This window comes from Flavobacterium sp., assembly GCF_028689845.1.
Classification (GTDB): Bacteria; Bacteroidota; Bacteroidia; order Flavobacteriales; family Flavobacteriaceae; genus Flavobacterium.
This window is the reverse complement of sequence record NZ_JAQVCH010000036.1, coordinates 1-24,078: the sequence shown is the minus strand read 5'-3', so window position 1 is coordinate 24,078 and position 24,078 is coordinate 1. Positions and strand designations below refer to the sequence as shown.

The following is a 24,078-nucleotide window of genomic DNA, read 5'->3' as shown; positions in this document are numbered from 1 at the left end:
GAGCCATCTTTGGTGATCACTGTTCTCCGATCTCGGATACGACGATTCTGTCATCGATGGGTTCGGGATGCGGTCTGATGGATCACGTTCAAACACAGATCGGCTACGCAATGACGATCGCCGTGATTTCCGTAGTGGCATATCTCCTGATTGGCCTTGGCCTTTCAATCTGGATCGTTCTTCCAATCGGTGCTGCGCTGTGTGTCGCGGCCCTTCTGATCTAAAACCTACTTCTATAATCGATTTGAAAGGTTCTTCGGAGTGAAGGTAATAATCTACAATATCGCCTACTTCTAGATTCGGAATAGCAATCTTTTTCTCTTGATCAAGCTTTACCGCTTCTTTGCTCACATCTAAAATTGTTTCTTTACCATCCGGTTTAATTACTTTTATACCAATAGAATTGGTTCCTCGTTTATAAGTCCAACCTTTACTTGAAACAAAACGTTCTCTAAAAGTAAATTCAGAAAATTCTTTTACCGCTGCTTCATCTTGCAACTTTACCCGCATTCTTTTGGCAGAAGTATAATTTACATTTTTTCCAAATTTGTGGTAATCAAAAAAATCATATTTGTAAATAATAACAGCCGATTCGTTTTTCCACTTTTCAGGAACTGCAATCGTTTTAGCGTGAATATCCTCTTTATTCCAAAATTGATTTTGGATTTTTAAATTATCTTGAGCTTGCATGGTAAAAGCACAAAAGAGGCATAACAAAAAGATTTTTTTCATTGATTTATGATTTAAGTAAAGTAAGGGTTGAATTATAGAGTTCGGTGATTTTTTTGTGTGTTGTATTCCAAATTTCTTGCTGTTGCTGATGCATAATGGCTTTGTTAAATACAAATAGCTTACGATAAACAAGCTCATTTCCCTTTAAGGAAAAAGTGATTTCTACTTGATAATCTTCTTGTTTATCTATGATATTTGTAGGTATTTTTTCTATTTTATATCCCACAGGTAAAACAATTGTAATTTCTGAATCAAAATAGGTTTTGTAATCAAATTCATAATCGGTTTTGCGATCTTTAAAAAAGAATTTTTTATATTCATTCATAAACTCAAAACTCAAATAGAGTTCATCATCAAATGTACTAACTCTATTTTCTGATTCTAATTGATAATCAATTGTTAACGCTTCTTCTCTTGATTTTAAATCACTAGTTTTAATATTCGTAACATGATTGTTTTTATCATTTTTTGCCAAATAACCTTCTAAAGCTTCTTGTTTTCGGTTTGTTTCAAAACTATGATAGATATTTTGAAATTCTGTTCTGCTTTCGCCCAAATAAGTTTGCTTACAATTTCCTTTCAATTTTTCACCGTCCATCACTAATTTTGCACGAAAGGTTTCTTTATTTTGACTGACATCTACGGCGGGAACTTTGCTTATGATAAACGAATCTCCATTTTCTATCATTGCTTCTTTATTCTGAATTCGCTCGGCATATTCATTTAATGAAATGTTTTTTTCCGTTCCATCCAAAAAGAGTTGCTTTCCTTTATACATAACCGTGCAAATCATGTGATTATCAACACTTAAAGAAGGAATTGAATAATTATAAGCGATATGCCGGGTACCAATCCAAGTAAGACGAGCATCAAATCCGGCAATGATTAACATTTGCTTAATGAGGTTTGCCATTCCTTTGCAATCACCATATCTTTTTTGATAAACATTTTGAGCATCATCGGGTTTAAAACCTGCAATTCCATCTTCAAAAGCAATGTATCGAATGTTATCTTGCACCCAATAATAAATGTTTTTTATTTTATCCTCGTCTGTTTTTGCATTAGAAGTTAATTCATTTACTTTCACCTTTAAAGGTTCCACATCATTATTCATTTGTTTGATTAAGGAGTGATACCAAGCATATAAATCGGAAGTTGCATTAAAAAGGGTTATTTTTTTATCGTTAATCTCTGCAGATTTGGCAATAATTAAAATATGCGGATATAAATAAGAGCGACCCGGACTATTTACTTCATTTAAAAGAGCCGGAATGTCATTGAATTCATAAGTAATTGTAGTGGTGTTTTTTTTAGAATCGGTGGTTTGCGTTTTTAAAATAGGATGATCTTTAAAGTTCATTTCTTTTAATTCCACATTCAACCAACTGGGAATTGTGAAAATCACTTTTTTCTTTAAAACGGGATATTCATCACTAAAATAGACCGAAGTAAAGTATTTGACATCTTCAAATTTTTTATCAACATGATAATTGTACGTATAACCTTGAACAGGGAAATCAATTTTTACATGTTTCACACGAGCATCATTATAAAATAAATCATTGTCTTTATAAAACTCGTCTTCTACTCGAAAAGTAGCTAATTTATCATTTCGATATTTTATTGTAAAATTTTCTATTTTAGAAGAACTATCGTAAAATTCATACTTAAAAATATCAGCTCGGTGGTTGATATTCATTAATGATTCATCTACTGAAAGATTAACGGTAACGGATGAAGTTGATTTATTATAACCAAAAGAAATACTTTCTGTACTTTCAAGAATAGCAATATCAGACTTGTCATGCTTACTTCTAATTGATTTTGCTAATTCAATATCAGAAGGAGTAGGGTCAATATTTTTTTGACTAAAACTGGTAAAACAAAAACAAAAAGTGAGTAAAAGGGTAAACTTGGTATGCATGTTTATTTTTTTGCTAATTAAACAAAAAATTAAAGATTACACACCATGATAAATAGGAATTATTAAATTTATTTTGAAGAATTTATACTTTAATTTTTCTTGAAATATTTAAACGGTACTAATAACATTCCAAAGCATTCGCCATGTTCTTTTCCGGTATGTTTGTGATGCATTTTATGGCCTCTTCGCAATGCTCTTGCATAAATGTTGTTAGCATTTCGAAACATTTTAAAACGTTGATGTATAAAAATGTCGTGTACAAAAAAGTAGGTCAATCCGTAAGCTAAAATTCCTAATCCGATGGATAAACCTAATGTAAAAATATCATATCTCCAAAGTAAGAAAAAAGAAATGCTAACAATGGCGTAAAAAATAAAAAAAGTATCGTTACGCTCAAACCAAGAGTCGTGATCTTTTTTGTGATGATCGGCATGTAAATGCCATAAAAAACCATGCATAACATATTTATGTGTAAACCACGCCATGAACTCCATCATGAAAAAGGTTAAAAAGAAAACAAGAATTTGAATCCACATATTATAAAAATTTAAATAATATTTAATCGATAATTAACATAGCATTTAGCCAAAAGCCCCATTTTTTCGTAATCAGGTACTCTAATTCGCGTATTTTTGATTTCTAAAGAAGGAGTTTTTTTAAGTTTTGAAAGTAGTTTTTTATAATACACAAATGCGGTATAGACACCAAATTTAGCTTCTAATGGTAATTTTTGTATACCTATAAAACCAGCTTCAAAATCAGCTTCAATATCAGCGATTATTACTTGTTTTGAGGCTTCGTCCAATTTACTCAGGTTGGTATTAGGAAAATAAGTTCTACTCAAATCTTCATAATCTGCTTTTAAATCCCTTAGGAAATTTACCTTTTGAAACGCTGAGCCTAATCGCATCGCACTGTGCTTTAAGTCATCATATTGTGTTTCATTTCCTTTTACAAAAACTTTTAAACACATTAAACCGACCACATCGGCAGAACCATAAATATAGTCTTCATATTCCTCGGTCGTTTTATATTCTGTTTTAAATAAATCTTGTTTCATGCTTTTCATAAAAGCAGCGATTAATTCTTTTGGAATGGCGTAGCGATGAACCGTATGCTGAAAAGAATTCAAGATCGGATTTAAACTAATTTTTAAAGTCAGAGCACTTTCTAAATCACCTTCAAACATTTCAAAAAGCGTTTGCTTATCGTATTCATGAAAAGAATCTACAATTTCATCTGCAAAACGTACAAAACCATAAATATTATAAATATCCTCACGGATACTTGGAGCAAGCATTCGCACTGCAGAAGAAAATGAAGTGCTGTACGTTTTAGTAACGTGCTTACTACATTCAAAGGATACTTGGTCAAAAACTGATTTCATAGCGTTAATTTTAGCGTATTTTATGCGTTTTTTTCAATTAATTCAGCAACTAGTTTCCCTGAAATTAATGAGGGCGGAACACCAGGCCCTGGAACAGTTAATTGACCCGTAAAATAGAGTTGATTTACTTTTTTACTTTTTAATTTTGGTCTTAAAAAAGCCGTTTGAAAAAGCGTATTGGCCATTCCGTATGCATTTCCTTTATAAGAATTATAATCTTTAATAAAATCGTTCACACAAAAAGATTCTTTAAAGATAATGTTATTTTTTACATTTTGTTGCGTTAATTTTTCAAAACGAGACATGATTTTTTCAAAATAAACTTCTCTGATTTCCGCTGTATCTTCAATTCCAGGTGCTAACGGAATTAAGAATATGGCTGCTTCTTTCCCTAATGGTGCAGAAGAATCATCCGTTTTTGAGGGGAAACTCGCATAGAAAAGCGGATCTTCAGGCCATTTCGGATTATCATAAATGGCTTCTGCGTGTTTTTTAAATGAAACATCAAAAAATAGCGTATGATGTTCAACATTTTTGATTTTTGTGTCAAAACCAACATAAAACAGGAGTGATGAAGGAGCAAATGTTTTCTTTTCCCAATAGGATTCCGAATAAACACGGAATTCTTCATCTAATAAAGTTTCGCTATGGTGATAATCGGCACCACTTAAAACAACATCACAAAAAAGGTTTTTACCATTAACAGTAATTCCAACAGCGGCTTTATTTTTGACAATTATTTTTTGTACGGCAGCATCTGTATGAAAATTTACACCTAGTTCTTTTGCTAAAGCTTCCATCGCTAAGACAACACTATACATTCCGTTTTTGGGATGCCAAGTTCCTAAACCAAAATCGGCAAAATTCATAAAACTATAAAATGCAGGAGTATCACTTGGTTTTGCACCTAAAAACAAAACAGGAAACTCTAATATTTGAATGAGTTTATCATTGCTAAAGCGTTTGCGGACTTCTTTACTGATGGTTGAAAAAAATTGTCCAACTTTTTTGGCGGTTTCTAACGTAATTAATTCCAAAGGTGAAATACCTGGGTTATAAACCAAATCTTTGATAGCGATGTCATAATTACTCCTAGCTTCTGCCATAAATTTTTCCAAAACTTCACCACTTCCTTTTTCTATCGTTTCAAAGGTTTTAATAATTTCAGGAAGATTATCGGCTATCGTCACAAACTCTTGTATACCAAAGTATACTTGATAAGCAGGAGAAAGTTTAATTAACTCGTAATAATCAGCTGGTTTCTTGCCAAAATCGTTAAAAAATCGTTCAAAAACATCAGGCATCCAATACCAAGTTGGACCAATGTCAAAAGTAAATCCTTCTTTTTTTAGTTGTCTTGCTCGTCCACCAATAGTCGCGTTTTTTTCAAAGACAGTAACAGAATTCCCTGACTTAGCTAAATAACAAGCTGCTGCTAATGCAGAAAACCCTGAGCCGATAATGTATATTTCTTTTTTCATATTGTTTAACAAATGTAGTGAAAAAGTTAAACAAAACAACTATTTAAGAAAAAATTATAATTCTTTTGAAAGTTCTGCAATTGAATTAAAAACTTTTACTTTAGGATGATTACTTTCCTTTACGTTCTCTGTTATTCTGCCCAGAATCCAAAGCTCTGAATTTTCTTCTGTTAAAACTTCTTTGTGAATTTCTTTTAAATAATTATCTACGTTATCCATTGATGGTTCTACAGTCATGTAGGAAATATAGGTAATGTTGTCAAAATAAAGCTTCATGTCTTTAAGACTTTCAATTGGAACACTTTCGCCTAGGTAAATCGATTTATAGCCATTCAAAATGATCTCATAATTAAGGTACATCAAGCCCAATTCATGAATTTCATTCAAAGGTAAGAATAAGACAAATATTTTATCCGATCGGGTAGGCTCCAGAATTTGTATTTTTTCGGTATTTACTAGTAGTTTTTGCTTGATTAAATAGCTGATAAAATGTTCATGAGCAGGAGTTATCGTGTCTGATTGCCATAAAAGCCCGATTTCATTCATCAAAGGAATGAAAACTTCATAGAAAACCTCGCGGAATGATTTTTCTGACAAAAGATTAGCGTAGGTTGTAAAAAAAAGAGTTTGATCAAAATTCATCATTGCCATTTTAAATGCATTGATGGCATGGTGTTTTACACTCTTTTCGTTCACAATCTCACGAACCATCACATTTATTTTATCTTGGGACAGTTTAGAAATTTTAGAAATTTTATAGCCATGATTATGTAACAAAGTGATGTTAAGTAGCTTTTGTAGTGCGAGTAAATCGTAATATCGAATATTCGTTTCTGTACGCATTGGTTCTAAGACACTATACCTTTTTTCCCATATACGAATAGTGTGGGCTTTAATACCAGAAAGGTTTTCTAAATCTTTTATACTAAAAACATTTTTTACATTGTTCATCTTTTCGACTATTATATTAAACAAAAGTAATCAAATATACTATCGAAATCAATTTTTAAGATTTTTTTTTAATTTTTAGGAACTTCTTGACGAACAGTTCTAATTCATTACACTATGAAGTATCCTCTTTTAATTTCGTTTTCAAGAAATGATAGTATAGAGATTAAGTGGTTACGAATGAATTTTGATAAGAAATTGCTTGAATTTTTAAAGAAAAAAAATCAGTCTAATCGTTAAAGATAAAACTGATTTTTAATTAATTTGATGTGACCACGATCAGATTCGAACTGACACGTCTTGCGACACCACCCCCTCAAGATGGCGAGTCTACCAATTTCTCCACGTGGCCTAATTGTTAAAAAAAGGAAAGACGTTGCAAGCAACGTCTTTCTTTGTGACCCGACTGGGGCTCGAACCCAGGACCCCAACATTAAAAGTGTTGTGCTCTACCAACTGAGCTATCGAGTCGTTGCCTCAATGAAAATATAAATAGTGACCCGACTGGGGCTCGAACCCAGGACCCCAACATTAAAAGTGTTGTGCTCTACCAACTGAGCTATCGAGTCTTTATAATTTCTTGAATGCGGGTGCAAATATACGTCCTTATTATTTATTTTTCAAAGCAATTTTGTCTTAAATTTGTGTTTTTAAAAGATTCTTTCTTAATTGCTTATAATACAAGGTTTTATTTAATGAAAAAAATTATTTTATTGGGTTATATGGGTTCAGGAAAGTCTTCTGTTGGAGCACTTTTGGCAAAAATGCTAAATCAAAAGCACTTGGACTTAGACCAATATATTGCGAAAAAAGAAGGATTATCCATTTCAGAACTTTTTCAAACAAAAGGTGAACTTTATTTTAGAAAACTAGAACATCTTTGTTTAAAAGAACTTATGGAATCAAATGAAAGCTTTGTGATGAGTATGGGCGGTGGTACGCCATGCTATGCAAACAACCATCTTTTTCTTCAAAGTGCAGATGTCTATTCCTTTTATCTAAAAGCTTCTATAGACACATTCTATAGACGAGTAAGTGATTCTAAAGCGACTCGTCCGTTGTTGGCTCAAAAGGATGCCTCAGAATTAAAAGAATATATTGCCAAACACCTTTTTGATCGCAGTTTTTATTACCATCAAGCAAATCATATTATTGCTACTGACTATAAAACAGAAAGCGAAGTTGCCTTAGAAATTGCTGATTTATTGACTTAAATAAGCATAACTATTTTCTTTTTCAAAAACAATTTGAACGTGTTCTTGTAATGAAGTAGATAGTGAAATTCCTTTAAAGTCTACTTTTACGGGATATTTTTTATGATTTCTATCCACTAAAACTGCGGTTTTAAATTTCTTTAAAGGAACGTTTAAAAAATGTTTCACACCATAAACTAAGGTTGTGCCAGAATTGAGTACGTCATCTACTAAAATTAATCCTTTATTTTGATAAGAGGAGCTTGGTAGTGAAGTGGTTATCGGTTCAAAGGGGTTTTGCTTATTCGAATGAACTTCGCATAAAATAACTTTGATGTCTGAAATATGTTCTACATTTCTTGCTAATTTTTCAGCAAAAACAAAACCGTTTTTTGCAATTCCAGCAATCACAATTTCTTGTTCATCAACAAATGTTTCATAAATTTGATAGGAAATTCGTTTGATTTTATGTTCAATTTCCAAATGGGTTAGGATGATATTTTCTGACATGGTTATTTTTTTTGAAAGATAAAGAAAATGACGGAAAAACAGGAGTCAAAAGAATTTATTGAGACTCTATTTTTTTTCAAATTGAACAAATAACTCTTTTCCAGCTCTTGGTTTTATAGAATTATAGGCTGTTTCCATAACTTTTAATGTAAAATGTTTATCAAATAAAGAAAGGTATTCTTCTTTGCTACCACCAAAAGGTGGACCTTCTGCTGTTAAGGGAAACTCAAAAAGTAATCCAACGATTTTTCCTTTCGGTTTTAATAAACTAGCCATCTTTTCTACATACGCTTTTCTTAAAATAGGGGATAAGGCACAAAAAAAAGTTTGCTCTAAAATTAAATCATACTGTTCCTCAAGTTCAAAAAAGTCTTGGTTAATTAGGTGTTTAGCATCTAAATGAGGCATTCGTTGTTGGATGTTCTTTAAAGGAGTCATTGCAATATCAATGACAAATACATCTAAAAAACCAGCTTGGTGTAAATATTCAAACTCGTAACCATTTCCCGCTCCGGGAATTAGAATTTTTATTTTCTTGTTTTTTAACTGGTCAATATATTCTTTTAAAGGGGTAGAAACTAACCCAATATCCCAACCAGTTTCTTGTTCTTGGTACCTATTTTCCCAATACGCTTTATTCAGTATTTTGGTCATGATTTTCATCTGTGTAATTTTCAATATCGCGACGGTCTTTTTTAGTAGGTCGTCCTTCTCCCGTTTTTCGATAATGCTCCTTCGATAATTTTAATAATTCTAAATGTGCAAAAGCTTCTTCTGGTGTTTCGTCTTTTCGATAAAGATCTACTAATTTTGCACCTACACGGCTTTCTGGTATTGCTAAAACTTTAATTTTATATATAATTTGGTCTCTTCGAAAGGTAACCATATCCGACGGAAAAACCTCTCGTGAGGGTTTAGCCACCATACCATTGACCGTAACATGATTCTTTTTACAAAGTTCAGTCACCATATTTCGGGTTTTAAAATATCGAACACACCACAAATATTTATCCACTCTCATACTTAATTCAGAATTCTACGTTAATTATATTACAAAAATAAATCAAAATTGTATCTTGCAGCACTTATTTTTAGAAAAGAATTAAATTATATTTTTGGAATTTAAAAGAAAAAATTATCACTATGTTACTTAAACATCTTAAATCGTACGGCTTTTTTATTTTACTTGCTTTAGCCATTGTTTCCTGTAAAGATAACGATGATGCTCCAAGCGGACTCCCACCAAACGATCGTACAGAACAGTATGCTACAGACATTGCACTGATTGAAGAATACTTGCAAACCAACTACATGACTGTGGATGGCGACTTAAATGCCACTTTTGATTCTATTCCAGCAAATGGTACGCAAATTTCAGTTTGGAACCAGACTGATTATCCATTGCAAAGTATTACTGTGAAAAATGATGACCGAATGAGTATTCGTACTGATGGTAATGTACCAGATGATGTAGAGTACAAATTATACTACATTTTATTAAATGAAGGTGGAGGGGAAAATCCGATTACGATTGACTCTTCTTTCGTAGACTATAGAGGATGGAATTTAAGCAACGCCGAATTTGATAGAACATCAACACCAGTTTGGACTTCCTTTCCGTTATCAAATGTTTTTATTTCTGGTTTCCGTCAAATTTTACCAGTAATGAAAACTGCTGAAAGCATTGTTGAAAATTCTGATGGATCTGTAAACTATATTAATAGTGGAAAATGCATCGTTTTTATTCCTTCGGGCTTAGCTTATTTTAATACTCCGCAAGGACCAAATTTGCCTAGCTATTCTAATTTAGTATTCCAAATTAATTTGAAAACAAAACATTCGATTGACCATGATAGTGACAGAATATTATCTCATTTAGAGTTGTATGGAACGGAAACGGATTATTTTAAACAAGATTCTGATGGTGATTTTATTCCTGATTTCTTAGATGCAGATGATGATGGCGATGGCTTTTTAACACGAAATGAATTTAAAAAACCATTAGTAGGAACAGAACCACAAGAATATTATGATTTTACAACTATTCCTGATTGTAGTGGCAATATGGAAGACCCAAACCGAGTTAAAAGATATCTCGATCCGAATTGTCACCAATAAAATAATAAAGAGAATGAAAATGCCCCAAAAAGTTAGACACTATTTGGGGCATTTTTTTTGAACTAAAAAGAAAGAAAATTATTTTCGATTCACTACTTTTTCTGCTTTAGCAAAAATAGCTTGATGATTTAATTGGTATTTTTCCATTAATTGATCAGGGGTTCCACTTTCTCCAAAGCTATCTTGAACAGCCACAAATTCTTGCGAAACAGGATGGTTTAACGCAAGTGTTCTAGCGACACTTTCACCTAAACCGCCTAAGATATTGTGTTCTTCTGCAGTGACCACACAACCGGTTTTGGCTATCGATTTTAAAATAGCTTCTTCATCTAATGGTTTAATCGTGTGGATATTGATTACTTCGGCTGAGATTCCTTTTTCAGCTAGTTTTTCGGCGGCTAATAAAGCTTCCCAAACCAAATGGCCAGTTGCAATAATGGTTACATCGGAACCTTCATTTAAAAGAATGGCTTTTCCAATGATAAATTCGCCATTTTCAGGTGTAAAATTCGCCACACTCGGACGTCCGAAACGTAAATAAACGGGACCGTGATGATCTGCAATAGCTAAGGTAGCTGCTTTTGTTTGATTGTAATCACAGGTGTTGATTACGGTCATACCCGGCAACATTTTCATTAAACCGATATCTTCTAAAATTTGATGTGTTGCTCCATCTTCACCTAAAGTTAGTCCAGCGTGTGAAGCACAAATCTTCACGTTTTTATCAGAATAGGCAACGGATTGCCGAATTTGGTCATAAACTCGTCCTGTTGAAAAATTAGCAAAAGTTCCGGTAAAGGGAATTTTTCCTCCGATAGTTAAACCAGCGGCAATTCCAATCATATTTGCTTCGGCAATTCCAATTTGAAAAAAGCGTTCGGGATGGTTCTTTTTAAAATCATCCATTTTTAATGAGCCAATTAAATCGGCACATAGAGCCACAACATTTTCATTTTTCTGACCGAGTTCAGTCAACCCTGCACCAAAACCTGAGCGGGTATCTTTATTTCCTGTATTGATATATTTTTTCATCTTATGCTGAATTTATTTCAGTATCTTTTTTATCTAAATTAATAATCGCCTAAAGTGGTAGGGTTTTGAGCTAAAGCATTTTCTAACTGAGCGTCATTAGGAGCTTTTCCATGCCAAGCATGTGTGTGCATCATAAAGTCTACCCCATTCCCCATTTCAGTATGTAATAACACACAAACGGGTTTTCCATTTCCGGTTTTTCCTTTTGCTTCGGCCATTCCTGCTAAAATAGCATCGATGTTATTTCCTTCTTTAATATCTAGCACATCCCAACCGAAAGCTTCAAATTTAGCTCTGATACTTCCCATAGGCAAAACATCGTCTGTTGCTCCATCAATTTGTTTTCCATTTAAGTCGATAGTAGCAATTAAATTATCCACTTTATAAGCAGAGGCATACATGATAGCTTCCCAATTTTGACCTTCTTGTAATTCGCCATCGCCATGAAGCGAATAAATTAAATGGTTGTCATGGTTTAATTTTTTGGCTAAAGCAGCTCCTATTGCAACCGACATCCCTTGTCCTAAAGAACCAGAAGCAATTCGAATACCTGGAAGTCCTTCATGCGTAGTTGGATGACCTTGCAAGCGACTATTTAATAAACGGAAAGTAGCTAATTCTGAAACAGGAAAATAACCGCTTCTAGCTAAAACACTGTAAAAAACAGGTGAAATGTGTCCGTTTGATAAGAAAAATAAATCTTCTTCCTTGCCGTCCATATCAAATCCTTCTTTTCGATCAAGAATTACTTGATAAAGTGCTGTAAAAAACTCTGCACATCCCAAAGAACCACCGGGATGACCTGAATTTACGGCATGAACCATGCGAAGAATGTCTCTTCTAACTTGTGTTGTAAAATCGTTTAGTTGTTGTGTGTTTGGTTTCATTTTTAATATTAGAATTTAAAAGCACAAATATAAACAGTTTATTGCGATTTATTTCTACTTTGGAAAACCTACTTATTAAAAGTTATTCATAAAAAAAGATGCTTTACTACTGTAAAACATCTTTCAATTTCTTTTTGGTAATTTTTATTTCTTTCAGGAAACTACACGAATTAATTTTTTATTGACAAATTCGTCAATTCCTAAAGCTCCTAATTCACGTCCGTAACCAGATCTTTTAGTTCCTCCAAAAGGCAATTCGATAGAAGATTTTGTGGGATGATTGATAAAGACCATTCCAGAATCAATTTGATTAGCTATTTTTTTTGCTCTTTCTATATCCTTTGAAAAAACACATCCACCTAAACCAAAATCGGTAGCATTGGCTAATTTTATCGCTTCTTCTTCATTTTTAACCGTATAAAAGCTAGCAACCGGCCCAAATAATTCTTCTGTATAAATAGCCATTCCTGGCGTTATGTTAGAGATAATCGTTGGCAACATAAAACAGCCTTTTAAATCGGCTCTTTTTCCTCCCGTTTCAATTTTAGCTCCTTGTGAAATTGCTTTTTCTACTTGTGAGAGTAACGTTTGCAAGGCTTCTTCACTAGAAAGAGGTCCAAGTTGAGTTTCTAAATCCATCGGATCACCCAATTTTAAGCTACTCATTTTTTCTTTAAATTTCATTAAAAATTCATCGGCTACCTCTTCCACTACGATAAAGCGTTTTGAGGCGATGCAACTTTGACCATTGTTAATTGTTCTTCCATAAATAGCCAAATCGGTTGCTTTGTCAATATCGGCATCTTCTAAAACGATAAAAGGGTCGCTTCCGCCTAATTCTAAAACCGATTTTTTAATGTTTTTTCCAGCTGTCGCTGCTAGAGCTGCACCCGCTTTTTCACTTCCCGTTAAGGAGGCACCTTGAATACGTTTGTCGTCGATTAATTTAGAGATTTCTGAACCTGGAATAAATAAGTTGGTATACAAACCTTCTGGAGCCTTGGCTTCTTTAAAAATAGCAGCAATTGCCTCTGCACATTGCGGAACATTAGAAGCATGTTTCAATAAAATAGTATTTCCAATCATTATATTGGGAGCCGCAAAACGAGCGACTTGATAAAATGGAAAATTCCAAGGTTCAACGCCTAATAAGACGCCAATTGGACTTTTTTTGATACATGCTTCACCAGAAGAAACTTTTAATACTTCATCGGCTAAGAATTCATTTCCGTTTTTGGCATAATATTCAAAAATAGAGGCAGCATATTCAATTTCATATTCTGCTTGCTTAATTAGTTTTCCCATTTCGGAAGTAATCAATATGGAAAGTTCAGTTTTCCTTTCTCGGATAATTGCGGCAACTTTATTTAACAGTGTAGCTCTTTCTTCCAAAGAAGTAAATTTCCAAGTTTGATAGGTTTCATGTGCTATTGAAATGGCATTTTCAATTTCTGAAGCAGTCATTTCCTTATATGATTTTACTTTTTCTAGCGTAAACGGATTAATAGATTGTATCGACATCGTTTTTATTTTGTATCAGCTTGGCTGTAATAGTTATTCTCTTCATCTTCATTACCACTATTTTCTTGCTCATCATCTAATTCTGAACCGGGAACGTCTAAATCTGCACCTAACTTTTCTTCATCAAATGCATTTTCATTCCATAAATTTTCTTTCGTATTCAATTCATCAGTTGTAGCAATTTTTTCTACATCAATATTGGTGACGGGTTTATCTTTTGAATAAATATCGTCTGTTGCAGGATAATTCATTTGCTTTAACTTATTTTCGATTTCGATTTCTTTTTTGACGGGTTGAGCTTTATCTTTCATGATTTCTTTTTTTTTATTTTTTTGAAAATTTACTAATAATGTAAATGATAAGAACGATAATGGCGATGGTAACAAAAATTCCAATCCCAAATCCTGCTTTAAAAATTCCTTCTATTACCGCACAACTTGTTAGTGAGATAGAGGCAAATAGAAGCAGTAAGATGTTCTTTATTTTATTTTTCATGCTAATTTAGTTAGGATTACTTTACAAATTTCGATAAAAACGGATAAAGTGTATTACATGATTTATCACATTTGTTATAGTATTTGTCTAAAATGTAATAAGGATGATGTTAATTAAAAGCATAAAATTTAATTCTTAATTTTTAAAACTTATATCTTTGCCCCCTGTAAAAAGTAACTATGAAGTTTGATTTAATAACGACAGATTCCCAATCTAAAGCCCGTGCAGGTAAAATTACAACCGACCATGGTGTGATTGAAACCCCTATTTTTATGCCAGTCGGAACGGTAGCTTCTGTCAAAGGAGTGCATCAACGTGAATTAAAAGAGGATATTAATCCAGATATTATATTAGGAAATACCTATCATTTATATTTACGTCCGCAAACGGAAATTTTAGAAAAAGCAGGTGGTTTGCATAAATTCATGAATTGGGATAGAAATATTTTAACCGACAGTGGCGGCTATCAAGTGTATTCTCTTTCTTCCAACCGTAAAATTAAAGAAGAAGGAGTGAAGTTTAAAAGTCATATTGATGGTTCTTATCATTTCTTTTCACCTGAAAATGTAATGGAAATTCAACGAACCATTGGTGCCGATATTATCATGGCTTTTGACGAATGTACGCCGTATCCTTGTGATTATCGCTATGCCAAACGATCCATGCATATGACGCATCGTTGGTTAGATAGATGTATTTCGCATTTAGAAAATTTGCCTTTTAAATATGGCTATGAACAAACTTTTTTTCCAATTGTACAAGGAAGTACGTATAAAGATTTAAGAGAACAATCGGCGGAATACATTGCCAATGCAGGTGCACAAGGAAATGCGATTGGTGGACTTTCCGTAGGAGAACCAGCCGAAGAAATGTATGCCATGACTGAAATTGTAACGGCGATTTTACCACAAGAAAAACCACGTTATTTGATGGGTGTTGGAACCCCAATTAATATTCTTGAAAATATTGCTTTAGGAATTGATATGTTTGATTGTGTAATGCCCACTCGAAATGCTCGAAACGGAATGTTATTTACCGCTCATGGCTCTATCAACATTAAAAATAAAAAATGGGAAGATGATTTTTCTCCTATTGACGAAATGGGAATTACTTTTGTGGATACCGAATATTCCAAAGCCTATTTACGTCATTTATTTGCCGCCAATGAATACCTTGGAAAGCAAATTGCAACCATTCATAATTTAGGATTTTACATGTGGTTGGTTCGAGAGGCGAGAAAACATATTATCGCTGGAGATTTTCGAGTATGGAAAGAAAAAATGGTCAAACAAATGGATCAACGATTATAATTAACGGCTGAGATGTTAAAAATCATCGACAAATACATATTAAAGAGATACCTGGCCACTTTTTCAGTGATGCTATTGCTTTTTATACCTATTGGGATTGTGATCGATGTGGCCGAAAAAATCAATAAAATACTAGAAAGTAAAGTCCCTTTTAAGGCGGTTGCCATTTATTATTTGGACTTTACTATTTATTTTGCCAATTTATTATTTCCTATTTTTCTATTTTTATCAGTTATTTGGTTTACGTCCAAATTGGCTAATAACACCGAAATTATTGCCATTTTAAGTTCTGGAATATCCTTTTCTCGTTTTTTACGGCCTTATATTATTGGGGCTTCCATGGTGTCGCTTTTCGCATTATTAATGGGCTTTTTCTTAGTTCCTAGAGCAAGTAAAGGATTTAACGATTTTAGGTATACCTATTTAAAAAATAATACTGAAGTACGCGAAAACTCAAATGTTTTTAGACAAATTAGTGATGATGAATTTATTTATGTCAGTAATTTTAATTCCGTTTCTAAAACAGCATTTAATTTTACGTTAGAGAAATTTAAAGGTGAAAAACTAGATTGTAAAATTTTTGCAAGTCGTTTAAAATGGAATGAAAAAGACAGTACTTACACCATGTTTGGATATCAAAAACGAAAAGTAGGAATATATGGTGATATCTTAGAAAAAGCCGAAAAAAAAGATACTGTTTTTAATTTTGAGTTAGAAGATTTAACGCCTGTTATTTACATCGCAGAAACACTTACATTACCAGAACTCATTAAGTTTATCGATAAAGAAAAAGCTCGGGGAAATGCAAATATAAATACCTATTTAGTGGTTTTATATCGCAAATATAGTTTGCCTGTCACGGCTTTTATTTTAACAATTATTGCTGTTTCTGTTTCTTCAATGAAACGTCGTGGCGGAATGGGAGTAAACCTTGCCATCGGAATTGTGCTCGCTTTTACATATATCTTTTTTGATAAAATTTTTGGTACAATGGCTGAAAAATCAAGTATTCCGCCATTATTTGCAGTTTGGTTTCCAAACCTTGTTTTTGGTATATTAGCTATTTATTTGTTAAGAAATGCAAAACGATAATCTCAATAGTTACTTACAACTTCATTTGATTGTTTTTATTTGGGGTTTTACTGCCATTTTAGGGGAGTTAATAAGCCTTGATGCGTTGCCTTTAGTTTGGTTCCGAATGTCCATGGCCGTTGGGTTTATATTTTTGTTTATGATTTACAAAAAATCCAAGTTTGTGGTGCCGCGTAAAACACTTTTTATATTCTTTTTTTTAGGTTTGGTTATAGCACTTCACTGGTTGACTTTTTTTAAAGCCATAAAAGTTTCTAATGTTTCGGTCACTTTGGCCTGCTTGTCTACTGGAGCATTTTTTGCTTCTTTTTTAGAGCCTATTCTTTACCGTAGGAAAGTAATTTGGTATGAAGTTGTTTTTGGATTAGTAGTTATTGGCGGATTATATATTATTTTTAATGTTGAAGGTGACTATTATTTAGGGATTATTTTGGCCTTGATTTCTGCATTTTTATCTGCACTTTTTTCTGTAGTTAATAGTAAATATGCCAAGATGTATGACTCCACGGTCATTTCATTTTATGAATTGTTGGGAGGTGTGCTTTGTTTTTCTGTTTATCTATTGTTTACTAATAATTTTTCACAGGATTTTTTTACCTTAAAAACTTCTGATTGGCTCTATTTATTATTGCTGAGTTCCGTTTGTACAGCGTATGCATTTATTACATCTGTTAAAGTAATGAAATTTATTAGTCCCTATACCGTGATGCTTACTATCAATTTAGAACCGGTTTACGGAATTATATTAGCATTGCTAATCTTTAAAGAGAAAGAAAAAATGAGTCCAGCATTTTATTTTGGTGCTGTTATTATCTTAAGTACAGTTATTTTAAATGGGATTATTAAATACCGAATGCGAAATAAAAATATCGCCTAACTCGTTTTTATTTTTATTTAATCGAATTATATTTGAATTTAAAAGGAACGTTTTTTTAAAAGTTAACTAGTAAAATAGCGTTTCATAATCAGATAAAAATTCTATCTTTGCTATTCAAACGAAACTAAAAGCAATCAAAACCTATGGAATATTTAGATTTTGAACTTCCCATAAAAGAATTGGAAGATCAGTTAGACAAATGCCAAATCATTGGCGAAGAGTCTAATGTTGACGTTGCTTCTACCTGTAAGCAAATTGAAAAAAAATTAGAAGAAACCAAGAAAAAGATTTATAAAAACTTAACGGCTTGGCAACGTGTTCAACTATCTCGTCATCCTAGTCGACCGTATACCATGGATCATATTCGTGCGTTATGTGGCGATACTTTTTTAGAGCTCTTTGGCGACAGAAATTTTAAAGATGATAAAGCCATGGTTGGTGGTTTAGGAAGAATTGGTGGACAATCGTTTATGATTGTCGGACAACAAAAAGGATACAATACCAAGACACGTCAGTTTCGAAATTTCGGAATGGCCAATCCAGAAGGCTATCGGAAAGCTTTGCGTTTAATGAAAATGGCTGAAAAATTTGGAATCCCTGTCATTACGCTAATCGATACCCCAGGAGCTTATCCGGGTTTAGAAGCAGAAGAACGTGGACAAGGAGAAGCAATTGCTCGTAATATCTTAGAAATGGTTCGCTTAAAAACGCCTATTATTACCGTTATTGTTGGTGAAGGTGCTTCTGGCGGAGCTTTAGGAATAGGTGTTGGTGACCGCGTCTATATGCTTGAAAACACATGGTATTCCGTTATTTCACCAGAATCTTGTTCTTCTATTTTATGGAGAAGTTGGGAATACAAAGAGTTGGCAGCGGAGGCGTTGAAGCTGACTTCTTACGACATGAAAAAACAAAAATTAATTGACGAAATTGTGCCTGAACCACTAGGGGGAGCACATTATGATCGCGAAACGACTTTTAAGACCGTAGAGCAATACATCATAAAAGCATATAATGAATTGAAAGATTTATCAACAAAAGAACTTATTGCCCAAAGGATGGACAAATACAGTAAGATGGGCGAATTTAAAGGATAATTCTTACAAAATAATCAATAATCCGTCTCGTCTAGAAAAGCAGTACGAGACGGATTTTTTTATGTTATGAACAAAAATATTTAGTTGTTAACATCGTTTTACTAACAACTATATCTCACAATTTTTTTAAATTTGGTTACTTTAGCCTCATGGAAAATTTACGAAACATTAACCCAATAAAAGTAGATAAAACTACGATTATAAACCTTGAAAAAGGAAAGTTGCCTCCACAAGCTCTCGACCTAGAAGAAGCGGTGTTAGGAGCGATGATGATTGATAAAAAAGGGGTTGATGAGGTAATTGATATTCTTCAACCCGATGCGTTTTATAAAGAGGCTCACAAACATATTTTTGAAGCAATCGTTCAGTTGTTTACTGACACACAGCCTGTTGACTTATTAACGGTTTCTGCTCAATTAAAAAAGAATGCCAAGTTGGATTTGGTGGGTGGTGATTTTTACTTAATTCAACTTACTCAAAAAATTTCTTCTTCGGCACATATTGAGTTTCATTCTAGAATAATACTTCAAAAATTTATACAACGAAGTTTGATTAAAATTTCTTCTGAAATTATTGAAGAATCGTACGATGAATCTACTGATGTTTTTGATTTATTGGATAAAGCCGAATCAAAATTATATGAAGTAACGCAAGGTAATATTAAACGAAGTTCGGAAACTGCTCAAAGTTTAGTGATTCAAGCCAAAAAACGGATTGAGGAAATTGCCAATAAAGAAGGATTAAGCGGAATTGCTACTGGTTTTGATAAGTTAGATAAAATAACCTCAGGTTGGCAACCCAGTGATTTAATTATTATTGCAGCAAGACCCGGGATGGGAAAAACGGCGTTTGTCTTGTCAATGGCAAGAAATATCGCTATCGATTTTGGTCAACCCGTTGCGTTATTCTCCTTAGAGATGTCTTCTGTTCAATTAATTACGCGTTTAATTTCTTCTGAAACGGGTTTATCTTCTGAAAAATTGCGTACTGGGAAATTAGAAAAACACGAGTGGGAACAATTAAGTGTGAAAGTAAAAAATTTAGAAAAAGCTCCGTTATATATTGATGATACGCCATCACTTTCTATTTTTGACTTACGAGCAAAAGCCAGACGTTTATCATCGCAACATGGTATTAAATTAATTATTGTTGATTATTTACAATTAATGACAGCCGGTGGAGGTGGAAAAGGCCCTGGAAATCGCGAGCAAGAAATTTCAACAATTTCAAGAAATTTAAAAGCATTGGCTAAAGAATTAAGCGTACCAGTTATTGCTTTGTCTCAATTATCTCGTGCGGTGGAAACACGGGGTTCTAGTAAACGACCGTTACTTTCTGATTTACGTGAATCAGGTGCGATCGAACAGGATGCCGATATTGTATCATTTATTTATCGTCCAGAATATTATAAGATTGATGAATGGGATGATGATGATCACTCGCCTACACAAGGTCAAGCCGAGTTTATCATTGCAAAACACAGAAATGGTAGTTTGGAAAATATCCGATTAAAATTCATTGGAAATTTAGGTAAGTTTGAAAATCTTGATGATTTTTCTTCCGGGTTTAGCGATTTGCCTTCTCGAATGAATGCCGATGAAACTACTTTTATCACTAAAAATCTTCCTTCTGCCAATGATGCTTTCGGTAGTAATATGAATGAAGAAGAGGAACAATCTGATGTTCCGTTTTAAAATATAATGTTAGTGTAATTCTTCGATATTTTAAGAATCATAAGAAACTTAACTAATTTATATGGTTATTATTTTTTCATCATATAATTCATATAAGTATTGGTGTAAACTACTATTAATCAGGTTTTAAAGTTTTTTTACGTAATCAAAGAAACTTACCTGACTTATATGGTTATTATTTTTTCACCATATAAGTCATTTAAGTACTGGTAGAAACTTCTATTAATCAGGTTTTAAAGTATTTTTTACGTAATCAAAGAAACTTACCTGACTTATATGGTTATTATTTTTTCACCATATAAGTCATATAATTATCGGTGGAAACTTTTATTAATCTGGTTTTAAAGTTTTTTTTTTTGGATTCAAAGAAACGTAGCTGACTTATATGGTTTTATTTTTTCACCATATATGTCATATAATTATCGGTGGAAACTTCTATTAATCAGGTTTTAAAGTTTTTTTACGTAATTAAAAAAACTTGCCTGACTTACATGGTTATTATTTTTTTACCATATAAGACATATAAGTATTGGTGGAATCTTTTATTAATCTGGTTTTAAATTTTTTTTACGTAATCAAAGAAACTAACCTGACTTATATGGTTATTATTTTTTTACCATATAAGTCATATAAGTTGCTAGGCTAATTGACAAGATTTATATGGTTATTAATTTTATCATTTTCTTCACACAAAATCGGTTATCTTTGGCTTACTAACATTTTTTGCTAACTAAAATAATTGCAAACTTTGAAAAAGACGATTTTCTTCCTGTTTATATTTTTGATTTCTTTTACTATAAAAGCAAATTTTATCCTTTTGCCGATGGATGAAAGCACGCAAACAAATCACTTAAAAGCATACGGAATAACCTATTGGGCGTTAGAAAATGATTATAAAGCCAGTTGGTTACTTAATTATCGTGGCGGTTCATTTTTGTTGCCCGATGTTACCGAGATTCGTAAAGAGTGTCAAATTAGAGGGGTTAGTTTTGAAATTTTATCAGACGGTCAAGCGAATCAAATTTTAGATGAGATTAGTAGTCCATCGCAAAACATGGAAGCGGTGGTGTTGGAAAAAGCTCCCAAAATTGCGGTTTATACGCCAAAAGGTAAAAAGCCTTGGGATGACGCGGTGACTTTGGTGTTGACGTATGCAGAAATTCCGTTTAAAGCGGTTTATGATGAAGAAGTGATGACCGATCAATTGCTGTTATACGATTGGTTGCATTTACATCACGAAGATTTTTCAGGTCAATACGGAAAGTTTTTTGGAGCCTATCGAAATGCACCGTGGTACATCGAACAGAAAAAAGAAGCAGAAGCCTTGGCAACTAAATTAGGATTTGCTAAAGTGTCTGAAGCAAAATTGGCCGTAGCCAAAAAAGTACGTGATTTTGTAATTGGCGGCGGATTTATGTTTGCGATGTGTTCTGCAACAGATAGTTTTGATATTGCCTTATCGGCGGAAGGCGTTGATATTTGTGAACCCATGTTTGATGGCGATGAAAGCGAAGCCAATTATCAATCTAAAATAGATTATTCTCGCACTTTTGCTTTTCGCGATTTTATTTTAGAAAGAGTGCCCACCGTTTATGAGTTTTCGGATATTGATATGACGACCAAAAGAAAAATTCCAATGGAGAAAGATTATTTCACGTTGATGGAATATTCGGCAAAATGGGATCCGATTCCGAGTATGTTGTGTCAAAATCATACGCAGTTGGTCAAAGGATTTATGGGACAAACGACTGCTTTTGATAGTGAATTAATCAAATCACACGTTTTAGTGATGGGCGAAAATCGATTTAATGGCGAAGCTCGTTACATTCACGGAACCAAAGGAAAAGGAATGTTTACTTTTTTTGGTGGTCATGATCCAGAAGATTATCAACATTTAGTAGGGGATGCTCCTACGGTGTTAGATTTACATCCGAATTCACCGGGTTATCGCTTGATTCTAAATAATGTATTGTTTCCTGCGGCTAAAAAGAAGAAACAAAAGACTTAAATGTTATGCTAAATTTTAACTCTTGTTAAGATAAGTATAACAAATACCCCTCTTATTATTGTGTATGTTTGCAAATTGAAACAACTCGTAAACATAAAAACAATTCGCTCTATATTCCCAGTGTTGGGATTAACGTTATTGTTATTATTGGCACCTTGTAGGGTTCGGAACTTTATACAAGAAGAACTCGGATTAACTCAAACCGAAGTTTCAAATAAGAATATAACTACAGTTAATCGCTCAGCTTGCAGTACAGTTAACACTACTGAAACTGTCTTTTCTAACATTAAATCATTAACTCAAAGTTCGCCTCTATTAACAAAAAATAAGGTTGATTTTGCTTTTAATGCAATTGACTTTAAAACCAATTTAGCCTCTTCCTACAACACAAGAAACTCATCCGTTTCTGTAGTTCCTCTTTATATTTTATACCAAAACCTTAAAGTTTATCTATCATTCACTTTTTCCTAAGAGTACAAATTCCCAGTCATTGTTTACTGGTATTTTATAAATTATAGATAAATTAAAATGAAAAATTTAAGTATTAAAAATGATGCAAGACTTTTGGTTCTAGCAGTAAGATTAGTTATAGGTTGGACGTACTTTTCCGCATTTTGGAGAAGAACAATTTTAGAAAACAAACTCGATCCCGAGACCGCAGGATATATTGGTGAAAAATTCAATCACTTTTTACCAAATGCTTTAGGTATAAAGCCAATTATTCAATATTTAGTCGAAAACCCAGATATGTTATGGTTAAATATGGTGATATTTACTATTGTTGAAGGTATTGTCGGTTTGTTTATTCTATTTGGTTTGTTTACACGATTGATGAGTATAGGCGTGTTTGGTTTGGCTATGGGAATTCTTCTTGGCTCTGGATGGATTGGCACAACCTGTTTAGATGAATGGCAAATTGGCTCCTTAGGTATTGCTACTGGGTTTATCTTATTTCTAACTGGAAGCGGTAAATATTCTTTAGATAATTATTTAATAAAAAACAAGTATGCCATCACAAAAAAGAAATGGTTTCCGTGGATAGGTTCTGGAATTCTACCCATTAAAGAAAGTGTTTTTCCAAAAGTTGTTTTGATGGGCTCTTTATTTGTTTTTGGGATGACTTTAATGACCAATCAAGTATTTCATGGCGGATTGTGGGGAACACTACACAATAAATCGGTTAAACCAAAGCTTGAAATTACTGCAAGTAAACTTGAAATGAAGACTCTTTCTTTTGATATTTATAGAACAGAAGGAGTAGATGTTTATGGTTCTTGGGTTATCGGAATAGAATTATTTGATGAGCAAAATACTAAAGTTTTAGCTTATTCTCAAAATGATTTGGCCTCTTTAACTAAAAGCAATATTGATAATTATTATGTTGCCAAAGTAAAACCAGGAAAACACAGTTTAATTGTACCTCTTGGTGCAAAAGCAAAAATGAAATTGAATCATCCGATAATAGAGAACTTACAAAGTGGTAAATACACTATCAAAATCACCGATATTAGTGGTGCTTTCTGGGAAAATGTAGTACATAAACAATAGCAAAAAAAGACAAAAAAAGCAGTAACGGTAAAACAATAAAATTTATAAAATCCGTTTCTGCTCTTTTGTGAAATGAATGATTGCCCAATTTTCTCGCTGTGTTTGACTTAAAAAAGTCCACGCGATGAAGCGGCTTGTTTTATTGCCTTGTTCCATATCGATTGTTTTGACTTCTACGGCTCCTACTTTCTTTAAATGTTTGTAAAAAGGTTTGAGGTTTTCTT

24 protein-coding genes and 3 tRNA genes are annotated in these 24,078 nt (G+C 33.0%); 10 read left to right on the top strand and 17 right to left on the bottom strand.

The genetic code is table 11. From position 1 onward, the window contains the following. Positions 1 to 56 precede the first annotated feature (56 nt). On the top strand, positions 57 to 224 hold the full coding sequence (locus PHR76_RS11575) for a hypothetical protein (protein ID WP_300062728.1): 168 nt from the start codon (positions 57 to 59) through the stop codon (positions 222 to 224). 512 nt (positions 225 to 736) lie between these two features. On the opposite strand, the gene PHR76_RS11570 is transcribed toward PHR76_RS11575, so the two are convergent. From PHR76_RS11570 to PHR76_RS11535, 8 genes are all read right to left on the bottom strand, one after another. Further along, positions 737 to 2,656 carry a transglutaminase-like domain-containing protein gene (locus PHR76_RS11570; protein ID WP_300062722.1) on the bottom strand — a complete coding sequence of 640 codons (1,920 nt, stop codon included), beginning with the start codon at positions 2,654 to 2,656 and terminating at the stop codon, positions 737 to 739. An 89-nt stretch (positions 2,657 to 2,745) separates the two neighbouring features. Then, positions 2,746 to 3,192 carry a sterol desaturase family protein gene (locus PHR76_RS11565; protein ID WP_300062719.1) on the bottom strand — a complete coding sequence of 149 codons (447 nt, stop codon included), beginning with the start codon at positions 3,190 to 3,192 and terminating at the stop codon, positions 2,746 to 2,748. 11 nt (positions 3,193 to 3,203) lie between these two features. Next, positions 3,204 to 4,043, bottom strand: a complete 840-nt coding sequence (locus PHR76_RS11560; protein WP_300062716.1) for a phytoene/squalene synthase family protein — start codon at positions 4,041 to 4,043, stop codon at positions 3,204 to 3,206. Positions 4,044 to 4,063: 20 nt separating this feature from the next. Next, positions 4,064 to 5,524 (bottom strand): oleate hydratase, encoded by a 1,461-nt coding sequence (locus tag PHR76_RS11555; protein WP_300062713.1) that lies wholly within the window; start codon positions 5,522 to 5,524, stop codon positions 4,064 to 4,066. A 54-nt stretch (positions 5,525 to 5,578) separates the two neighbouring features. Next, positions 5,579 to 6,475: a MerR family transcriptional regulator gene (locus PHR76_RS11550; protein WP_300062711.1), complete on the bottom strand. Its 897-nt coding sequence runs from the start codon at positions 6,473 to 6,475 to the stop codon at positions 5,579 to 5,581. A gap of 267 nt (positions 6,476 to 6,742) precedes the next feature. Beyond that, a tRNA-Leu gene (locus tag PHR76_RS11545) sits at positions 6,743 to 6,824 on the bottom strand. Between the two features lie 46 nt (positions 6,825 to 6,870). Next, positions 6,871 to 6,943 (bottom strand) — tRNA-Lys (locus PHR76_RS11540). Between the two features lie 25 nt (positions 6,944 to 6,968). Next, a tRNA-Lys gene (locus PHR76_RS11535) sits at positions 6,969 to 7,041 on the bottom strand. Between the two features lie 126 nt (positions 7,042 to 7,167). Here PHR76_RS11535 and PHR76_RS11530 point away from each other — a divergent pair. Then, complete coding sequence (locus PHR76_RS11530) at positions 7,168 to 7,686, top strand: shikimate kinase (protein ID WP_300062708.1); 519 nt, start codon at positions 7,168 to 7,170, stop codon at positions 7,684 to 7,686. Here the strand turns inward: PHR76_RS11530 and PHR76_RS11525 are convergent. The 3 genes from PHR76_RS11525 to PHR76_RS11515 form a co-directional block, all read right to left on the bottom strand. Further along, the gene (locus tag PHR76_RS11525; protein ID WP_300062705.1) at positions 7,675 to 8,175 is read right to left on the bottom strand and encodes a phosphoribosyltransferase domain-containing protein; all 501 of its coding nucleotides are present in this window, start codon (positions 8,173 to 8,175) and stop codon (positions 7,675 to 7,677) included. The two genes, PHR76_RS11530 and PHR76_RS11525, sit on opposite strands and share 12 nt — an antisense overlap. 66 nt (positions 8,176 to 8,241) lie before the next feature. Further along, positions 8,242 to 8,829, bottom strand: coding sequence for a methyltransferase domain-containing protein (locus tag PHR76_RS11520; RefSeq protein WP_300062725.1), 588 nt, complete (start codon positions 8,827 to 8,829; stop codon positions 8,242 to 8,244). Continuing rightward, positions 8,810 to 9,196 (bottom strand): RNA-binding S4 domain-containing protein, encoded by a 387-nt coding sequence (locus PHR76_RS11515; RefSeq protein WP_300062701.1) that lies wholly within the window; start codon positions 9,194 to 9,196, stop codon positions 8,810 to 8,812. The genes PHR76_RS11520 and PHR76_RS11515 overlap by 20 nt, the downstream gene beginning before the upstream one ends. Positions 9,197 to 9,318: 122 nt before the next feature. Between PHR76_RS11515 and PHR76_RS11510 the strand changes: the two genes are divergently transcribed. Beyond that, positions 9,319 to 10,293 (top strand): hypothetical protein, encoded by a 975-nt coding sequence (locus PHR76_RS11510; RefSeq protein ID WP_300062698.1) that lies wholly within the window; start codon positions 9,319 to 9,321, stop codon positions 10,291 to 10,293. Positions 10,294 to 10,371: 78 nt separating this feature from the next. Here PHR76_RS11510 and PHR76_RS11505 read toward each other — a convergent pair whose 3' ends face one another. From PHR76_RS11505 to PHR76_RS11485, 5 genes are all read right to left on the bottom strand, one after another. After that, positions 10,372 to 11,325, bottom strand: coding sequence for a transketolase C-terminal domain-containing protein (locus PHR76_RS11505; protein WP_300062695.1), 954 nt, complete (start codon positions 11,323 to 11,325; stop codon positions 10,372 to 10,374). Positions 11,326 to 11,363: 38 nt separating this feature from the next. Next, entirely contained in the window at positions 11,364 to 12,212 is an 849-nt protein-coding gene (locus PHR76_RS11500) for a transketolase (protein ID WP_300062692.1), read from the bottom strand. Positions 12,213 to 12,365: 153 nt separating this feature from the next. Then, positions 12,366 to 13,733: an NAD-dependent succinate-semialdehyde dehydrogenase gene (locus PHR76_RS11495; protein ID WP_300062689.1), complete on the bottom strand. Its 1,368-nt coding sequence runs from the start codon at positions 13,731 to 13,733 to the stop codon at positions 12,366 to 12,368. Between the two features lie 5 nt (positions 13,734 to 13,738). Then, on the bottom strand, positions 13,739 to 14,044 hold the full coding sequence (locus tag PHR76_RS11490; protein WP_300062686.1) for a hypothetical protein: 306 nt from the start codon (positions 14,042 to 14,044) through the stop codon (positions 13,739 to 13,741). 13 nt (positions 14,045 to 14,057) lie between these two features. Next, complete coding sequence (locus tag PHR76_RS11485; protein WP_300062683.1) at positions 14,058 to 14,228, bottom strand: hypothetical protein; 171 nt, start codon at positions 14,226 to 14,228, stop codon at positions 14,058 to 14,060. A 179-nt stretch (positions 14,229 to 14,407) separates the two neighbouring features. Here PHR76_RS11485 and tgt point away from each other — a divergent pair, with 179 nt between their 5' ends. From tgt to PHR76_RS11450, 7 genes are all read left to right on the top strand, one after another. After that, positions 14,408 to 15,538, top strand: a complete 1,131-nt coding sequence (gene tgt / locus PHR76_RS11480) for a tRNA guanosine(34) transglycosylase Tgt (protein ID WP_300062680.1) — start codon at positions 14,408 to 14,410, stop codon at positions 15,536 to 15,538. 12 nt (positions 15,539 to 15,550) lie between these two features. After that, positions 15,551 to 16,630 (top strand): LptF/LptG family permease, encoded by a 1,080-nt coding sequence (locus PHR76_RS11475; RefSeq protein ID WP_300062677.1) that lies wholly within the window; start codon positions 15,551 to 15,553, stop codon positions 16,628 to 16,630. Further along, positions 16,617 to 17,507: a DMT family transporter gene (locus PHR76_RS11470; RefSeq protein ID WP_300062675.1), complete on the top strand. Its 891-nt coding sequence runs from the start codon at positions 16,617 to 16,619 to the stop codon at positions 17,505 to 17,507. The genes PHR76_RS11475 and PHR76_RS11470 overlap by 14 nt, the downstream gene beginning before the upstream one ends. 143 nt (positions 17,508 to 17,650) lie before the next feature. Further along, the gene (locus PHR76_RS11465) at positions 17,651 to 18,604 is read left to right on the top strand and encodes an acetyl-CoA carboxylase carboxyltransferase subunit alpha (RefSeq protein WP_300062672.1); all 954 of its coding nucleotides are present in this window, start codon (positions 17,651 to 17,653) and stop codon (positions 18,602 to 18,604) included. A gap of 149 nt (positions 18,605 to 18,753) precedes the next feature. Beyond that, positions 18,754 to 20,298, top strand: a complete 1,545-nt coding sequence (gene dnaB / locus PHR76_RS11460) for a replicative DNA helicase (protein ID WP_300062669.1) — start codon at positions 18,754 to 18,756, stop codon at positions 20,296 to 20,298. Positions 20,299 to 21,046: 748 nt separating this feature from the next. Further along, complete coding sequence (locus tag PHR76_RS11455) at positions 21,047 to 22,306, top strand: asparagine synthetase B (protein ID WP_300062666.1); 1,260 nt, start codon at positions 21,047 to 21,049, stop codon at positions 22,304 to 22,306. A gap of 528 nt (positions 22,307 to 22,834) precedes the next feature. After that, a complete protein-coding gene (locus PHR76_RS11450; RefSeq protein WP_300062663.1) occupies positions 22,835 to 23,854 on the top strand; it encodes a TQO small subunit DoxD in 1,020 nt (339 codons plus the stop codon). A 42-nt stretch (positions 23,855 to 23,896) separates the two neighbouring features. Here the strand turns inward: PHR76_RS11450 and PHR76_RS11445 are convergent. Beyond that, positions 23,897 to 24,078, bottom strand: a 182-nt coding sequence (locus PHR76_RS11445) for an RlmF-related methyltransferase (RefSeq protein ID WP_300062660.1), incomplete at its 5' end; no start/stop codon positions are given.

Coding starts and splice junctions, on each gene's coding strand:
- PHR76_RS11475 (WP_300062677.1), top strand. CDS start 15,551: ATGTTAAAAATCATCGACAAATACATATTAAAGAGATACCTGGCCACT.
- PHR76_RS11465 (WP_300062672.1), top strand. CDS start 17,651: ATGGAATATTTAGATTTTGAACTTCCCATAAAAGAATTGGAAGATCAG.
- PHR76_RS11490 (WP_300062686.1), bottom strand. CDS start 14,044: ATGAAAGATAAAGCTCAACCCGTCAAAAAAGAAATCGAAATCGAAAAT.
- tgt (WP_300062680.1), top strand. CDS start 14,408: ATGAAGTTTGATTTAATAACGACAGATTCCCAATCTAAAGCCCGTGCA.
- PHR76_RS11495 (WP_300062689.1), bottom strand. CDS start 13,733: ATGTCGATACAATCTATTAATCCGTTTACGCTAGAAAAAGTAAAATCA.
- PHR76_RS11450 (WP_300062663.1), top strand. CDS start 22,835: ATGAAAAATTTAAGTATTAAAAATGATGCAAGACTTTTGGTTCTAGCA.
- dnaB (WP_300062669.1), top strand. CDS start 18,754: ATGGAAAATTTACGAAACATTAACCCAATAAAAGTAGATAAAACTACG.
- PHR76_RS11510 (WP_300062698.1), top strand. CDS start 9,319: ATGTTACTTAAACATCTTAAATCGTACGGCTTTTTTATTTTACTTGCT.
- PHR76_RS11485 (WP_300062683.1), bottom strand. CDS start 14,228: ATGAAAAATAAAATAAAGAACATCTTACTGCTTCTATTTGCCTCTATC.
- PHR76_RS11505 (WP_300062695.1), bottom strand. CDS start 11,325: ATGAAAAAATATATCAATACAGGAAATAAAGATACCCGCTCAGGTTTT.
- PHR76_RS11515 (WP_300062701.1), bottom strand. CDS start 9,196: ATGAGAGTGGATAAATATTTGTGGTGTGTTCGATATTTTAAAACCCGA.
- PHR76_RS11525 (WP_300062705.1), bottom strand. CDS start 8,175: ATGTCAGAAAATATCATCCTAACCCATTTGGAAATTGAACATAAAATC.
- PHR76_RS11530 (WP_300062708.1), top strand. CDS start 7,168: ATGAAAAAAATTATTTTATTGGGTTATATGGGTTCAGGAAAGTCTTCT.
- PHR76_RS11520 (WP_300062725.1), bottom strand. CDS start 8,829: ATGACCAAAATACTGAATAAAGCGTATTGGGAAAATAGGTACCAAGAA.
- PHR76_RS11575 (WP_300062728.1), top strand. CDS start 57: ATGGGTTCGGGATGCGGTCTGATGGATCACGTTCAAACACAGATCGGC.
- PHR76_RS11470 (WP_300062675.1), top strand. CDS start 16,617: ATGCAAAACGATAATCTCAATAGTTACTTACAACTTCATTTGATTGTT.
- PHR76_RS11560 (WP_300062716.1), bottom strand. CDS start 4,043: ATGAAATCAGTTTTTGACCAAGTATCCTTTGAATGTAGTAAGCACGTT.
- PHR76_RS11565 (WP_300062719.1), bottom strand. CDS start 3,192: ATGTGGATTCAAATTCTTGTTTTCTTTTTAACCTTTTTCATGATGGAG.
- PHR76_RS11555 (WP_300062713.1), bottom strand. CDS start 5,524: ATGAAAAAAGAAATATACATTATCGGCTCAGGGTTTTCTGCATTAGCA.
- PHR76_RS11550 (WP_300062711.1), bottom strand. CDS start 6,475: ATGAACAATGTAAAAAATGTTTTTAGTATAAAAGATTTAGAAAACCTT.
- PHR76_RS11500 (WP_300062692.1), bottom strand. CDS start 12,212: ATGAAACCAAACACACAACAACTAAACGATTTTACAACACAAGTTAGA.
- PHR76_RS11570 (WP_300062722.1), bottom strand. CDS start 2,656: ATGCATACCAAGTTTACCCTTTTACTCACTTTTTGTTTTTGTTTTACC.